Source organism: Aromatoleum bremense (genome assembly GCF_017894365.1).
Lineage (GTDB): Bacteria > Pseudomonadota > Gammaproteobacteria > Burkholderiales > Rhodocyclaceae > Aromatoleum > Aromatoleum bremense.
This window is the reverse complement of record NZ_CP059467.1, coordinates 3,708,616-3,723,472: the sequence shown is the minus strand read 5'-3', so window position 1 is coordinate 3,723,472 and position 14,857 is coordinate 3,708,616. Positions and strand designations below refer to the sequence as shown.

Genomic DNA, 14,857 nt, shown 5'->3' with positions numbered 1-14,857 from the left:
TATGACGCCGACAGCCTCTCCGCTCGCGTTGAAAAGCGGCCTACCACTTGCCCCAGGATTCATTACGTTGTCGATGTACATCACGTCGCATTCGACGCGTTCGCCGGTCCCCGAGTTTTCGGCCATGATCACTAATTCTCTCGCCGTCCAGGAATACCGTGATGTAACAACAGGCGCGCCCGATGCGCGGGTACAGCTCAGCCTGCAAGACACTCCCCATCCGTATGTCTTTGTTGCCCTGTTGAAGCGTAATAATCCTCACCCCCACCGCATTCCCACGCCGGAACCGCATGTTTCAATGCCGCCACCAGTCCATCACGGTCCCGCACCTCCAGCGCGGCATGGATCTCCTGCAGGGCGGCTGCGAGTTGCTCACGGTCGAAGGATTGCGTTTGGCGAGCGATGTGGATACGCGGATGGGGCGTGTCAACAAGACATTCCGCAGGGTAGAACAGATCCTCGTACAGCTTCTCGCCGGGGCGCAGCCCGGTGTATCGGATCTGGATATCGGGACCGGGCTGATAGCCGGACAGCAGGATCATCTGCTCGGCCAGGTAACGGATCTTCACCGGCTCGCCCATGTCGAGCACAAAGGTGTCCGCGTCGTCGCCGATCGCTGCCGCCTGCATGATCAACTGGCAGGCTTCGGGAATCGTCATGAAAAAGCGTTCGATGTCCGGATGGGTCACGGTCACCGGACCGCCGCGTTCAATCTGCCGCTGAAAACGCGGCACCACGCTGCCGGCCGAGCCGAGCACGTTGCCGAAGCGCACCGTCATGAAGCGGCTCGCAGCGCGGCTGTCCTGCGCCTGGCAGATCAGCTCGGCCAGCCGCTTGGTCGCACCCATCACGTTGGTCGGGTTCACCGCCTTGTCGGTGGAAATCAGCACGAAGCGCTCGCACGCGCACGCCGCGGCCGCTTGTGCCATCACTTGCGTGCCGATCACGTTGTTCCGCACGGCCGCCTCCACCTGGTCTTCCAGCAAGGGCACGTGCTTGTACGCGGCGGCATGGAACACCACCTGCGGCCGGTAGCGCTCGAACACCTGCTGCACGTCCACCGCATCGGTCACGGAGAGCAGATGGCGCGCGATCGGTGGCGCGTCGGGCGACTCCAGCAGTTCGGTTTCGATGCTGTAAAGGTTGAACTCGCTGTGATCGATCAGAATCAGCAGACGCGGATTGCATCGGCACAGTTGCCGGCACAGCTCCGCGCCGATCGAACCTCCCGCTCCGCTCACCAGCACCACGTGGTCGCTCAGGCTGCGGCGGATCCCCGCCCAGTCCAGCGACACCGGGTCGCGCCCGAGCAAATCCTCGATCGAAACCTGCCGCAACTGCCCCGCCGCGACCCGCCCGGCGACCAGGTCCTTGGTCGGCGGCACCGTACGGAAGGGCTTGCCGGTGGCCTCGCACAGATCGACCATGCGTTGCATTTCCCTTGCCGTCGCGTTCGGCCTGGCGAGCAGGATCAGGTCGATGCCGAAGACATCCACCACCCGCGGCAGCTCGTCGATGGTGCCGCGAATCGGCACGCCGTGCAGGGTGCGGCCAAGGCGGTGGTGGTGATCATCGACGAAGGCGATCGGCAGGTAGCCGGCATCACGGTCCTGCAGCAGATCCCGCACCAGCATCTCGCCATCCGACCCGGCGCCCACGATCAGCACCCGCTTGCCGGTGCCGGGATCGATGCGCCGGTCCTTCACCCAACGGTACATCAGGCGCGGGCCGGCCAGCAGCATGATCTGGTAGACCACGAACAGCATCGGCAGCGACCGCGGCACATAGGCCACGCGGTTGAATACGAACAGGATGGCGAGCAGCAACGTGGTGCCGACCAGCACCGCCTGGACGATCTTCGCCAGGTCGGTCAGCGACGCGAACCGCCACACCCCGCGATAAAGTCCGAAGCCCCAATACACCGAGCCCACCACCAGCACCACCAGCGGCAACATCCGCCCGGCCTCGGCGACGAATTCAGCCGGTACGTGGCCCAGGTTGAAGCGCGTCCAATACGCCAGCGCCCACGCCAGCGCGAGCATGACGAGGTCGTAGGCGAGCACCAGCACGCGCGAGCGCATGCGCTGGAACCAACGACCCATGAACACCGATCCACCGCCGCTCGCACGGTCGGCCCCGACGAGACCCAATGCATTCAACAGCGTGCAGCGCGCGCGCCGCCCAAGCTCACCCAATCCATGCAGCACTGACAGACCACCCCGACTCGGCAGTTGCAAAGGCCGTGATGGTAACAGCGCGTGAGAGCGCAAACACGATCAGGTCGATGCCCTCACCTGTGTAAACGACTCACGCAGTCTCATGCGCGTACACCACAGACCGCTCCCCGGCGTGTACTTCGATTTCCGCGACGGGCTTTGCCCCCATCTTCTTATAGAACGCATGCGCCCGTGAGAGCTTGCCACCCACCGTTATCCTGAAGGCCGCGATGCCCTCCGCGCCGAAGTGCACGAGCAGGCGCCGGTAAAGCCGCTCGGCCACGCCCCGGCCGCGTGACTCGGGCGCGACGACGATGCTCAGGAGCTCGGCCGCGGGCAGCGCGGTATTCGTTCCAGCCTTTCGGCCATAGCGAAGAACCTCGAGCACCTGGACGATGCGCGACGGATGCAGCAAGCTCGGAAGCAGGCTCAGCGCCAGCGCGAACGGCCTGCGCAGCATCTGCCGGTAGACCGGCCGCATGCCGAGCCCGCCTGAAACGAAGCCCACGACGCGCTCGCCGTCGCATTCAACCAACAGCACACTACCCGACGCCCGATCGATTGCCTCGTACATCAGCGCCAGAACCCCGGGGCCCAGCTTGGCGAGGAAGCCGCTGTTGAGCCCATCGAGGTGGAGCTGCGCGACCTGCCGGTAAATATCGCCTTTTCGATCCGCACTCATTGGCCGTAACCCACTGCGCCCTGCAGCGCGTCGGGCGGCTGCGGCAGCCCGCGAAAGGCCTTCCAGGTCACTCGCGACGCAGGGCACAGCACCACCCACACCGTCATCACAATGCAGGCGAAATACGTCCGCAGCCCCTGGTTCGCCACGTACCACTCTTCCAGCTTTCCCTTGTACGGCATGATCACTTCATCGTAGAAGCGCTCGGGCGCGGCGCTGGCGTGCAGCATATCCTCCTCGCCCCTGAAGACGATCGAGCCGATTCCCGACAGCCCGGGCCGCACCTTCACGATCTGCGCCTGCGACGCCGGCGGAAACGCATCGAAGCAGCGTTGCGTCTGCGGTCGCGGGCCGACGATGCTCATGTCGCCGAACAGGATGTTCAGCAGTTGCGGCAGCTCGTTGATCTTCGTCTTGCGCAGGAAACCGCCGAGCGGCAGCACGCGCGGGTCGTTCTTCAACGTGACCGTGCCGGTGCCGAGATTCGGGCTGTTCTTCAGCATCGTCGCGAACTTGTACAGGCCGAACGACTTGCCGCCGCGGCCGACGCGCTGCTGCACGTAGAAGACTTCGCCTTCGCCGCTCAGACGCAGCGCGATCATCACCGGCACCAGAAGCGGCGACAGCACCAGCAACGCCAGGCCCGAAAAAAGAATGTCCAGAATTCGCTGCATGTCACATCCTATTGTCCAGATACCGGCCGGTTTCCTTGTGGTCGAAGTCCGGGATCATCTCGTTGAAGAGCGCGACGATCTCCGCCTTGTCCCAGGTCAGCTGGGCGCGGATCGCCTCGATGCGGGCGACAAAGCCGTCCAGACGGGCGCCATCGAACTCGGCCGCGTTCTTGATCACACCGACGGTGTCGAAGCGCGCCATGTCGAGCGTCTCGCGCTCGGTAAAGAACTCCTCGAAGTCCTTTTCGCCGGTGGTGTCGCTGGCGAAGAAATACACCGGCCACTTGCGCTGCGCGATCAGCTCCCCGGCGCGTTCGCGTGCCTCGTCCTCGCTGCCGCATTCGTGCGGCTCGTAACCCAGCGATTCCAGGTAGCGCACCGCGATGTCGGAAAAGCGCGTCAGATGCAGCGCCTCGCTCAGCTTCGGGAAGAAGATGTCGCGGTTGTCCCCGAGCAGGCACGACATCAGGCACAGCTCGCCCGACTCCTGCGGCGTGACGAAATAGCGGCGCACGTCGTTCGGCGCCGAAATCGGCTGGCGCTTGGCAAAGCGCTGGTTGAAGCCGTGCAGCAAGGAGCCATCGGAAAACGCCACGTTGGCAAAGCGCGCAGTCGAAATCGGCAGGCTCAGGCTCTCGCGCATCAGGAACATCTCCATGATCCGCTTGCTCGCGCCCATCATGTTCACCGGGTTGGCCGCCTTGTCGGTCGACACGCAAAAGTACTTGCGCGCCCCCTTGCTGCGCGCCTGGGCGATGGTCGCGAGCGTATTGAGCACGTTCACTTCGATCAAGCGCATCAAGGTGAACGGATCCTTCTCGCTGCGCACGTGCTTGAGCGCCGACAGGTTCAGCACATAGTCGTAACCGTCCCCGGCGTTCATCAGGGCGTCGAACTCCCGCCCGCCGCAGTCGATCGCGAAGGTGCGGAAGTCGCCGTCGATGTAGCCCAGCGTGCTGCGGATGTCGCGCACCAGCTCGACCATGTTGTTCTCGCTGATGTCGACCACATGCAGCACGCGCGGCCTGCGCTTGAAGATCTCGCGCGTAACCGCCTGGCCAATCGACCCCGCCCCGCCGATCACCAGAAAACGGCTGCCTTTCACCAGCTCGGTCAAGCGCTTTTCCTCGCGCGCGAGGTCGGTATCGAACAACAGGCGCTCGCGCCCGATCAGTTGAAGCACATTCATTGCTGGAGTCTCCAGAATTCGCTTTCGGGAACGCTGGAAGGAAGATTCACGACGCGATCCTCGAGCCAGCGCGAGTTTTCCAGCCCATCGTGCTGGCAATCCTTGAACATCTCCAACGACGACATCAAACGCCAGATCGGCCGCGTCATGACGCCCCGGCTGTTGGTGTATTCCAGCAGCGCATCACGTTCCGCGCGCGAGTCGAGCACGATCGCGTTCAGCCAGAAATTCGGTCGCGTGCCCGGCGGTGCGCCGACATAGCGGATGCCATGCTCCTCGCAAAACGCCGCATAGCGCCGCGCCACATCGGCCTTGATCGCCAGCATCGCGGGCAGCTTTTCCATCTGCGCGCAGCCGAGCGCGGCATTCACGTTGGGCAACCGGTAGTTGTAGCCGACCTCGTCGTGCACGAACTCGTACGGATGCGGAATCTTCGCCGTCGTCGTCAGGTGCTTGGCGCGCCTGGCCAGTTCCTCATCGTCGGTCACGATCATCCCGCCCCCGCCGGTGGTGATGATCTTGTTGCCGTTGAAGCTGAACGTCGCGAGCCGTCCGAAGGTGCCGGTATGCCGTTCGCCGACGTAGCTGCCGAGCGACTCCGCGGTATCTTCCACGACGGGTATCCCGTACTCATCACAGATCGCGACGATCTCTTCGATGCGGCAGGGCAAGCCGAACGTGTGCATCGGCACGCAGGCCGCAATCCGCGCGCCAGTAGCCCGGTTGAAGGCCTGCCCGTCACGCATTGCAACGTTCGCTGCAAGCCAGGCTCTCAGCGCCCCCGGGCTCAGGCCCAGGGTGTCCCGGTCCACATCGATAAAGACCGGCCGGGCACCGGCGTAAGTCAGCGCATTGCAGGTCGCGATGAACGTGAGCGCCTGGCTGATCACCTCATCGCCGCGCTCCACGCCGGCGAGTTGCAGGGCGACGTGCAGCGCGGCCGTGCCGTTAACCGTTGCAACCGCGAACCGTGCACCGGTAAAGCCGGCGATCCGCTCTTCGAACTCGGTCACGCGCGCCCCCACCGAGGACACGAAGTTCGAGTCGATGCAGTCGATCAGGTATTGCTTTTCGTTGCCTTCGAAAACCGGGCGATGCAAGGGCGTTGGGTCGCCCCCGTACAGCGTGCCAACCAAATCGACAAGGGCGGCAAAGTGGGTGTCGTTATCTGTCATGACAAGAAGCGTTGATTATTGGATTTCGGATGGTTCGGGTCGGGAGGGCTAAACACGGCGCTGACGTAGCCGACGCGCTTTGCGCTCTTCTTTATCGGCATACTTCAGCGCCGCCTGTGCAATCGCCTCGCAGTGCCTCCGCGACCTCCGCATTCTGCGGTTCGGTTCCCATGATTTCGGCAAGCACTTCGCTGCTTGGCAAACCCAGCGCCCGCTCGGGATGGCCGACCACCTTGCCGCCCTTCATCAGCAGAATTTCGTCGGCCATGAGCTCGCCGATGATCTGCGGCGAATGCGAGGCGGCGATGAACTGGATGCACGGGAACGCAGTCTTCAGCACCCCGCAAACCCGGCGTTGCCACGCCGGATGCAAATGCATGTCGAGTTCGTCGATCAGGACCACGCCAGGCGTTTCGTCCAGCACACGCGCACCCAGTTGGGGATTGAGCAGACACGCGCGTCGCGCGATGTCGGCCACCAGCGCGGTCAAGGCTCGCTGGCCATCACTCAGGATCTCGAACGGGACGGGATCGCCATCCTGCCAGTCCAGAACCAGGCGCCGGTACCGGATGTCGTAGCGCAAGCCTTTCGCCCCCGGTATCGCGAGCGCCACGGCGCGGTTGACCAGCGCCAGCTCATCGAGCGCACCGCCGTTGTCGAAATCCCGACTACCCGACTCGGTTTCCAGGCGCTCGAGCGACTTGCCAATGACCCAGGTCTCGAGCCCCTTCATGTCGAGCGCTGCGTCGTACCAGGAAGCATAAGCGTCCAGGCGCGAATCCTGATGCCGCACGGCGGTGTCAGCGCCCACCCCGCTCGGCCGCCACTGCCGCTCGGCCGCATAGAACGCCGCTAGCGGCAAAGCGCCCTGTCCACCTTGAGCGATGCGGGCGGACTCGTCCGCGATTGCAGAAAAGACCGTATGTTCGAATTTTGCCTGGCTGCCCGGCCCGGGTTGTTCCACCCACCAACTTCGTGCCGACCCGCAAACTTCGCCTTCGAGCTCGATACGTACGGGGTAACACCGCTCATACCGAACCCGCCCCTGCAGTTCGATCAGGACAAGGCGGGCGTTCGCCTCCTCGGCATGCGGCCAATGTGCGCTTTTTCCCAGCCCGTTGATCGGAGTTGCCAACCCAGCCGCAACGGCTTTCAGCAGCGAGGTCTTGCCGCTGCCGTTGACACCGACAAGCAGGTTGAATCCAGACTGGAACTCGAACGTCTCCTGCACAAAGCAGCGGAAGTTCTCTACCCGAAGCGCATCGACATGCATGATTCAGCCCTCGATCGTGTGAGATGGCATTTTAGGGCTGCCTTCGTGAATGCCCATCTCAGCGAGCATCACCGCGTTTACCCGGTGGACATCGTATTTTTCTTCGGCGATTCGCCGCGACCTGGCACCCATGCGGGCGACTAACACAGGGTCTTCGATGAAGCGCAGCATCGCCGCCGCAAGCTCCTCCACCGCCTTGACCGGCACCAGAAAGCCGTTGTCGCCGTCAACCACCGTTTCGCGGCAACCCGGCGCGTCGGTGGTGATGATGGGGCGCCCCATGGCCATGGCCTCCAGCACGGTGCGCGGTGTGCCTTCGCGATAGGACGGCAAAACATAAACGCTGCAATCGGCAATCGCCGGGCGCACGTCGCCGAGCCGGCCCAGGAATCCGACCGTGCCCTCCCCGACCCACTGGTCCAGCTCCTGCTGCGCGATCGCATCCGGGTTTTCATCGATCCAGCCGACCAGACTGAACATCGCCTCGGGATGGCGAGCGCGCACCCGGCGCGCCGCCTCGACATACTCGCGCACCCCCTTGTCGCCCAGCAGGCGCGCGATCAGCAAGAACCGCGGGGTGTGCGGCAGCGGCGCCCGGCCATACTGCGCCACATCCACACCCGAGCCATTCACCACACACGACGGCGCCCGCGGTGCAAGAATCCCGCGCGTACGAAACAGGGCCTCATCATCCGGGTTCTGAAAAAAAACCTTGTGCGTGCGCCCCAGCGCGAGGCCATACAGCCCCTGCACCAGTGTGCGCAGCCTGCCCCGGCGGTCGCCCCCATCGTCCTGCCCCTGAAACGCATAACCCAAGCCGGTGACCAGCGCGAAGCGGCGCGGCACGCCCGCGAGCCATGCGGCCAGCGAACCATAGATCACCGGCTTGATGGTGTAGCCCAGCACATGATCGGGACGAATGCGGCGCATCAGCCGCCACAGATGCGCCAAGGTGGTGAGATCGGCAAAAGGGTTCATGCCCGCACGGCGCAGGGGAATGTCATGCACCACCAGACCGCGGCATTCCAGGTTTTGACGTAGGGAGCTGCCCGAAGCCAAGTCGGGCGCAGCGACATGCACTTGCAGGCCGCGGGCTTGCAAGGCATCGAGCAAGGGGCCGCGGAAGTGCAATAGCGAGTCGGGGAAGCCGGCGATGAGGAGGAAGGTCATGATTCGATGCTCTTGCAGTTAGAGCGTGTTATGAACTTGCTTCCAGGCCAGCCAGAACGCGGCCTTGGGCAGCATGAGGATGCAGAAGACGACGAAATGCAATCGGGCCAACACTTGCGGCATCCGCTCGAAATCCCGGCTCAGTCGTCTGAATCGGGACAGCACCCGAAACTGCGCTCGACGACCAGCGCCGAGGCAGCAAGACAAATCCCTTCTTCGCCTCGGGAAGTTTGACGATTTGAAGATCGATACCCGCCGCCTGGGCCGCTTTGCGGGCTTCGTCGCCCGTGTAGCCCTGGTCGGCCCACGCCACTTTCACCGTTTCGCCCGTGGCTTGCTGCACCGCCTCGCACAGGTCCTTGACCTGCGCGCGCTCCTGTTCATTGGCCGGTGTGACGGTCAGCGCAACGAGTTGCCCGAGCGTATCGACGGCCATGTGCACTTTGCTGCCCCGACGCCGCTTGTAGCCGTCGTAGCCGGCACGCGGCCCGCTCTCGCAGCTGCTTTGCAGCGTTCGCCCATCGAGGATCACGGCACTGGGTTGGCCCGGGCGACCGTCGCTGACGCGGATGATCGAACGCATGTCGCTCACCATCGCCTCGAAACAGCCCGCCTCGTTCCAGCGGCGAAACTGCTGATACACCATCTGCCAGGGCGGAAAATCATTCGTCAACAGCAGTTGCCACGGCGCGCCCGCTCGGGCGAGCCAGCGCAAAGCAAACATTCCGCGGAAGCTATAGTCGAGGTGCAGCGCGTTTTCGGTCATAGAGGGCCACAAACTGCAATTCCTCATCAGGGCATCTCTAAAACTCTCAATTCCTGAAATTGCAGTCACGACAAATTAATAACTTAAAAAGGCGATTCTAGTGGCCACCTTAACCGTTATTAAGCGTTGCTATCACTTTATCCCGATACGTGCTGTAGGGCACCAGTTCGTCCCCAGCAGTGCACGTACGACAAATCTTCTCACGATAGGCTTGAATCGAGGAAATGACTCGTGCAGGCGCTCCGGCGACCACTGATCCAGGCGGCACGCTTGCCGTAACGACAGAGCCCGCTGCGACAACTGATTCGCGCCCGATTGTAACGCCAGGCATTATTATTGAACGTACTCCTACGAAAACATCGGACTCTATGATCACTCGGCCATATCTATAGCACCTACTGCCGCTAGGCTTGCGAACCAACCGCGTAGCTCCATCATGAGTTAACACAACAACCCCCTCGGTAATAGTTACGCGATCGCCGATTTCGATTAAAAATGGTTCAGTGCCATCAAGAAGCGTGTATATAGAGCAGCCGTTACCTATCTTGACACCGAGCAATCTATTCGCCGCAATTTTTCCCCTAAATCTAAAAACAACTACAGCAATTAATTTTTTAAGTATCCAAACAACCCGTTCAATTAAACCCATCCTGACAGCCTCTTATACTGCATGTAGTTTACGCAAAACTGTACAATGTAAGAGATTTGAACAACCCATAGAAGCGCCTCTACATTGGAAAAATTAACAACCGGAATGGTGGCTAATGGAATAATCGAAGCGGCAATAGACACAAGAACCATCCTAGGTCTATTTCGCGAGAATAGGAAACTCTGTAGCAAAGAGGAACATGCGAGAAAAGACGCCCCAATTCCACATATAATAAAATACCGTTTTGCGTCCTTATACCCATTTGGCACCCAGCTTAACCACTCGCCCAATTGAAACCCACCCAAACCAATGGCAACCAAGCCGATACAAACAATAAACATCCACCGCAGCCGGCTGCCTATGCGTACGTCGGGGTTCCTTGAAAAATGCCTCAAAAGAAGTACCGATACTGTAGTTGTCACAACTGCAAGGGGGGCGAGCAAGCTTTTAGACAAGGCAAAAACACCGAGAACTGCATCTCCGAAAATATATTGAATCACGAACACTTCAAATCTATTTTTGAGGGCGGCTGCGATATTTGGGAGGAGCGTCCCCCAACCATACTTTAGCGCCTCTTTGTAGTATTTTGCTACGCGCCCGCGAAACTCTCGGTGAAACGCTAAAATTTGGGGCCACGGAAACAGCGCAACCACTGCGAGATGCGCGACAGTCATAATCGCGAAAACAACTCCAATGCCGGCGCTTAACTGACATAAGAGAATAACTGCCACTGCAGTGAGGACTATTATCTTTGGAACCAGCGTCGCAATGTTATGCTTACCGAACTCGCCAGAGCCGATGAATACTCTTTGAATGTAAATGTAGATCGAGAAGGCGACAGAAAGGGCAACCGTCCACAGTAAACTGCCATTTCCCCCTGTCGACAACATAACCACACCTGCTACTAATAGACCAGAAAATATCAAAAACACACTATGCAAGGCGAAGATCAAATAGTTTTCAGCTACCCGTCTCGAAAAATAGACCGCCGCGTTCCCTAGACCAAAGACGAAGACTGTTCCCGCCAGATCCGCACCTGTTCTTACATAAAACACTTCGCCCCTCTGAGCTGGTGTCAGCAGGTTAACCAAAAGTAATTCGGTAGCGGCTGCAACAACAATCAAGGCAAGTTTGGCAGCACCTATGCTCCCACCACCACGCCACACGCCTTGTGCGTACGAGACCGCTTTATCGAAGTATTTCATCAACGTATTCTGACATGATACTCGTCAGTCGAAATCGTTCGGCGTTCCTAGTGGCTGCTTCTGACACCTTAAGCCAAGCATCTCCGTTGCTTAAATAACACACCGCGTTCACAAAACTTGAAACGTCTTCTGCCGAATAAAAAACCGCACCAGCGCTATCATCAGGAAAAATATCCTGACGCCCGTCTTGTTGATCGGAGGTCACCACCGGTAAACCAGTGGATGCAGCCTCAATCAACACATTACCGAAAGACTCATAGTCAGACGCAAACACAAAGATATCGGCAGCTTCATAGTGTGACAGCACGTCATGACTGGCCCCTGCGAACGCTACGCTCTCGGCCACTCCATAAGCCTCTGCCGCAGCCACGAGAGATTGAAGTTCCGGCCCCTCTCCCACGATGGTCAACTTATATGTTGACAAGCCAAAGTTCAGACGCGCGAGCCCTCGTAGGAGAAAATCCACGTTTTTTGACTTAACTAACCTACCGACGAATAATAAGCTACAAATTTCGGAAGGTGCTGCGGTTCGATAGCGAGACTGAATAAATGAAGGATTGTTAATTGTATTAATTCGATCGGCATTCACATTCAGTTGACTGACCAACGAGTTTTTCGCAGCGGATGAAATCGCGATAATTCGACTTGGCAGCGCGTATGCGCCTATCAAAATACGTTTCATTATCCGCGCCTTCATCCCCTTGTATGAGGCGGAGAATAGCGATCTCTCAGACAGGATTACCCGCTTACCTGTGATATAAGCAGCGGTCGAAGCTACGACGTTCGCACGATGGAGAAACCCGACGAGCGTAACATCCGACGACCTCGAATATTTAATCAACACCCGAAGCGTTAACCATATCGCTTGCCACGCCATCATTGGCAGCCTAAGAATACCAATAGAGAAACGATAGCCGGGCACGCATACCACATCTACTCCCTCGGGAAGAGAATAAAAATAACGGCGGCTATCTAGAGTTACCACCTCAACTCGCACAGGAGTTGTTTTATGGATATAGTTTACCAAAAGCGAGGCAACCCTTTCGGCGCCCCCTGCTCTCAAGCTATTTATGACGAAAACCACTTGTCTATTAGACATTCTGAAGGATTCTCTGTGCTTGCTGAAACCTTCGAGATTTGTTCTCCACCTCGACGTTGCCGGTTAATTTAATCGTCGGCAAGTTTAGCACTAGCATTAACAGAAACATAGAAGTCTTCATCAACATTCCTTCGGTGATGGAGAGCAGCGCGAATGAAATCGCAAAAATAAGAGGCGCTCCGCCGTAGAACTTCATAACTGCCTTCCGAGTGCTCAATACAATTGTCCACCCTATCAAAAGGACAAAAAGCAAGGCCGATAGGTATCCATATTGCGCAAGTATTGAGAAATAGGTGCTATGCGCCGCATGATCCATCGTTGCAAACGCATCCCTTCCATTTCCCAGCAAAGTTATATTTGCTAATATCTGTTCCCATATATCAAATCGAGAGTTAGAGATATCACCGGCACTCGCTTTAATTATAAATTTTTGAATAAAGACATCATAGATACCCTGCCAAAAAAATCCTGCCCCCATTAAAGAGACGGCTAGGATGGCTATTAGATACAATCTAGCCCGCCCTTTCGATCGCTTTTTTGCACCGACCCTAGCCATTGCTATTGCCATTAGGATGACACTGGCTACTGCGGAGGCGAATGCAATACGACTATTGGATACCAAGGTAAGTACCACGCAAAATCCCAAGGCGAGGAGATGAGGAAAAATAGACCTTCTCTCGCTCACCCCATAAAGGATACATACACAAAACCCTGCACTCATGGCAGCATAAAATCCACCAAGCGAATTAGGGTTGTAAAACATGCCTTTATATGGAAAGACTAGCGGATAAAGAGCATTAAACACAGAGATAGAGAGGAACGTCACCCAGACACTGATAAGTAAAGGGAATGAATCATACGGCTTGGATGGCAACACTCTAGCCAAGTAGAGCCAAGAAACGGCAATGATCACGGCACCCATCCCAAGATCAAAAGCCTCATTCCAGACTGCTGACAAGACCATCGTGAAAATTAGCAGAACGAATAACGCCGCCTGAGGGCGATTTACTACAATTTTTCCGTAGCGAATACTTGAAAATGAAGCTATTGCCATCAGCACCGTGGTTACGCCAAAAATTACAAGCGCGACCAGTCGGAATTGTTCGGTCGAGTATAGTGCACCGGCTATTAGGAGGGCTGAAGTTACTAGCGTTCGAGCGCGCCTCCCGGTCGACTCATAAACTGTCATGGGTGTGCTCTCTATTTTTGGGACGGATATTCTTCGTTTGGAACTCTCGGAAGCGGTTGAATGATGGAATATCTGAAAGGCCTTTCCTGGCTTTGCCCTGGACCCAGACCTTTTTGATCGTTGTTCCGCAGTGCTGCTTGTCGCCCCGGTTGATCCGCGTCGCGCTGTAGCCGGCGAAGAAGTCGTCGTCGAATCGGAGGCTGATGAATTTCTCTAGCGCTAGCGCCGTTACGCAGTTTTCGTTGTGTGCGTCGAAATAAACGGTGGATTCATTGATGACGATGTCGCTCTGTTTGAGCACCTTACCGATTGATTCGGAAGTCTTGATTAGCGGAGTGAGGTCAGGGCGCTGGTGCTCGTCGATGGTCATGAATCGATTATTTCGTGGGCGTCGTTTCGGGGAGGATGTCGTTTTATAGGGCTCCCAATCACTCATGCGCGAGGAAGCGGCTGTACCACGGCATCGCCGCCTTGATTCCGGCGTGAATGTCGTGACTGGAGGCGTAGCCGAGCAGGCGTTCCGCCTTGCCGATGTCGGCCTGTGAGTGGAGCACGTCGCCGGCGCGGAACTCGCGGTGCATCGGCCTTTTGTGGTAGCGCACACCGTTTTCCCCCAGCGCTTGGCGCAGCGCTTCGAATAGCTGGTTCAGGCTGGTGCGCCCGCCGACGGCGACGTTGTAGACCTGGTTGCGGGCGGCCGGGTCAGGTGTGGTGGCCGCCAGCAGGTTGACCTGCACCGCGTTGTCGACGAAGCAGAAGTCGCGGCTGGTTTCGCCGTCGCCATTGATGAAGACGTCTTCGCCCTGGATCATTGCTGCGGTCCATTTGGGGATCACGGCGGCGTAGGCGCCGTTGGGATCCTGGCGTTTGCCGAAGACGTTGAAGTAGCGCAGGCCCATGGTGCTGAAACCGTAGCTGCGCGCGAAAACCTCGGCATAGAGCTCGTTCACGTACTTGGTGACGGCGTACGGCGACAGCGGCTTGCCGATTGTGTCTTCCACCTTGGGCAGGCCGGGGTGGTCGCCATAGGTGGAACTGCTGGCGGCGTAGGTGAAGCTCTTGACTTCGGCATCGCGCGCGGCGACCAGCATGTTGAGGAAGCCGTCGATGTTGGTGGCGTTGCTGGTGATCGGGTCATCCAGGCTGCGCGGCACCGAGCCGAGCGCGGCTTGGTGGAGGACGTAGTCGACGCCCTCGCAGGCACGGCGGCAGTCGTCGAGCTTACGGATGTCGCCGTCGATGAACATGAAGCGCGCCCATTGCTCGGGAGTGACCAGCGTTCGCACTTCGTCGAGGTTGCGCGCGTGGCCAGTGGCGAAGTTGTCCAGACCAACGACGCGCTGGTCGAGCTTGAGCAGGGTTTCGAGCAGGTTCGAGCCGATGAAGCCGGCGACGCCGGTGACGAGCCAGGTCTTGGGGGCGTCGCGGAGGATGGATTGAAGGGCTTGGTAGGCGATCATTGGGCGGCTGGGAAGTGCCGGCGTTTCACCGGCAAGGGGTCGAGGGTATGAATGTTGTGTCGGCCTGCGAAACGCCGACGCTCCTGCAATGGGCGCTTGTGTGGACGCTG

General features: G+C 58.8%; 13 protein-coding genes and 1 pseudogene. All 14 read right to left on the bottom strand.

The features are described from left to right. Window positions 1–197 precede the first annotated feature (197 nt). The 14 genes and pseudogenes from pbN1_RS17455 to pbN1_RS17390 all read right to left on the bottom strand — a co-directional run bounded on the left by pbN1_RS17455 (window position 198) and on the right by pbN1_RS17390 (window position 14,747). Window positions 198–2,081: a nucleoside-diphosphate sugar epimerase/dehydratase gene (locus pbN1_RS17455; protein ID WP_244857004.1), complete on the bottom strand. Its 1,884-nt coding sequence runs from the start codon at window positions 2,079–2,081 to the stop codon at window positions 198–200. 226 nt (window positions 2,082–2,307) lie between these two features. Next, a complete protein-coding gene (locus tag pbN1_RS17450) occupies window positions 2,308–2,898 on the bottom strand; it encodes a GNAT family N-acetyltransferase (protein ID WP_169203208.1) in 591 nt (196 codons plus the stop codon). Then, entirely contained in the window at window positions 2,895–3,572 is a 678-nt protein-coding gene (locus pbN1_RS17445; RefSeq protein WP_169203209.1) for a sugar transferase, read from the bottom strand. The genes pbN1_RS17450 and pbN1_RS17445 overlap by 4 nt, the downstream gene beginning before the upstream one ends. 1 nt (window position 3,573) lies before the next feature. Continuing rightward, window positions 3,574–4,761, bottom strand: coding sequence for a UDP-N-acetylglucosamine 4,6-dehydratase (locus tag pbN1_RS17440; RefSeq protein WP_169203210.1), 1,188 nt, complete (start codon window positions 4,759–4,761; stop codon window positions 3,574–3,576). Beyond that, window positions 4,758–5,936: a LegC family aminotransferase gene (locus pbN1_RS17435; protein ID WP_210147560.1), complete on the bottom strand. Its 1,179-nt coding sequence runs from the start codon at window positions 5,934–5,936 to the stop codon at window positions 4,758–4,760. Before pbN1_RS17435 ends, pbN1_RS17440 begins: the two co-directional genes overlap by 4 nt. A gap of 91 nt (window positions 5,937–6,027) precedes the next feature. After that, a complete protein-coding gene (locus pbN1_RS17430; protein ID WP_169203211.1) occupies window positions 6,028–7,209 on the bottom strand; it encodes an AAA family ATPase in 1,182 nt (393 codons plus the stop codon). A 3-nt stretch (window positions 7,210–7,212) separates the two neighbouring features. Then, a complete protein-coding gene (locus pbN1_RS17425; protein WP_169203212.1) occupies window positions 7,213–8,379 on the bottom strand; it encodes a glycosyltransferase family 4 protein in 1,167 nt (388 codons plus the stop codon). 18 nt (window positions 8,380–8,397) lie between these two features. Continuing rightward, a pseudogene (locus pbN1_RS17420) lies at window positions 8,398–9,103 on the bottom strand (IS5 family transposase); the annotation flags it as partial. A 151-nt stretch (window positions 9,104–9,254) separates the two neighbouring features. Beyond that, a complete protein-coding gene (locus pbN1_RS20990) occupies window positions 9,255–9,794 on the bottom strand; it encodes an acyltransferase (RefSeq protein ID WP_169203213.1) in 540 nt (179 codons plus the stop codon). Beyond that, window positions 9,785–10,999 (bottom strand): MATE family efflux transporter, encoded by a 1,215-nt coding sequence (locus pbN1_RS17410; RefSeq protein WP_169203214.1) that lies wholly within the window; start codon window positions 10,997–10,999, stop codon window positions 9,785–9,787. Before pbN1_RS17410 ends, pbN1_RS20990 begins: the two co-directional genes overlap by 10 nt. Continuing rightward, window positions 10,983–12,098 carry a glycosyltransferase gene (locus pbN1_RS17405; RefSeq protein WP_169203215.1) on the bottom strand — a complete coding sequence of 372 codons (1,116 nt, stop codon included), beginning with the start codon at window positions 12,096–12,098 and terminating at the stop codon, window positions 10,983–10,985. The genes pbN1_RS17410 and pbN1_RS17405 overlap by 17 nt, the downstream gene beginning before the upstream one ends. Continuing rightward, the gene (locus pbN1_RS17400) at window positions 12,091–13,158 is read right to left on the bottom strand and encodes an O-antigen ligase family protein (protein ID WP_210147559.1); all 1,068 of its coding nucleotides are present in this window, start codon (window positions 13,156–13,158) and stop codon (window positions 12,091–12,093) included. The genes pbN1_RS17405 and pbN1_RS17400 overlap by 8 nt, the downstream gene beginning before the upstream one ends. Window positions 13,159–13,273: 115 nt before the next feature. Next, window positions 13,274–13,657, bottom strand: a complete 384-nt coding sequence (locus pbN1_RS17395; protein WP_244857003.1) for a hypothetical protein — start codon at window positions 13,655–13,657, stop codon at window positions 13,274–13,276. Between the two features lie 58 nt (window positions 13,658–13,715). Then, the gene (locus pbN1_RS17390) at window positions 13,716–14,747 is read right to left on the bottom strand and encodes an NAD-dependent epimerase/dehydratase family protein (protein WP_169203218.1); all 1,032 of its coding nucleotides are present in this window, start codon (window positions 14,745–14,747) and stop codon (window positions 13,716–13,718) included. Between the last annotated feature and the right edge of the window lie 110 nt (window positions 14,748–14,857).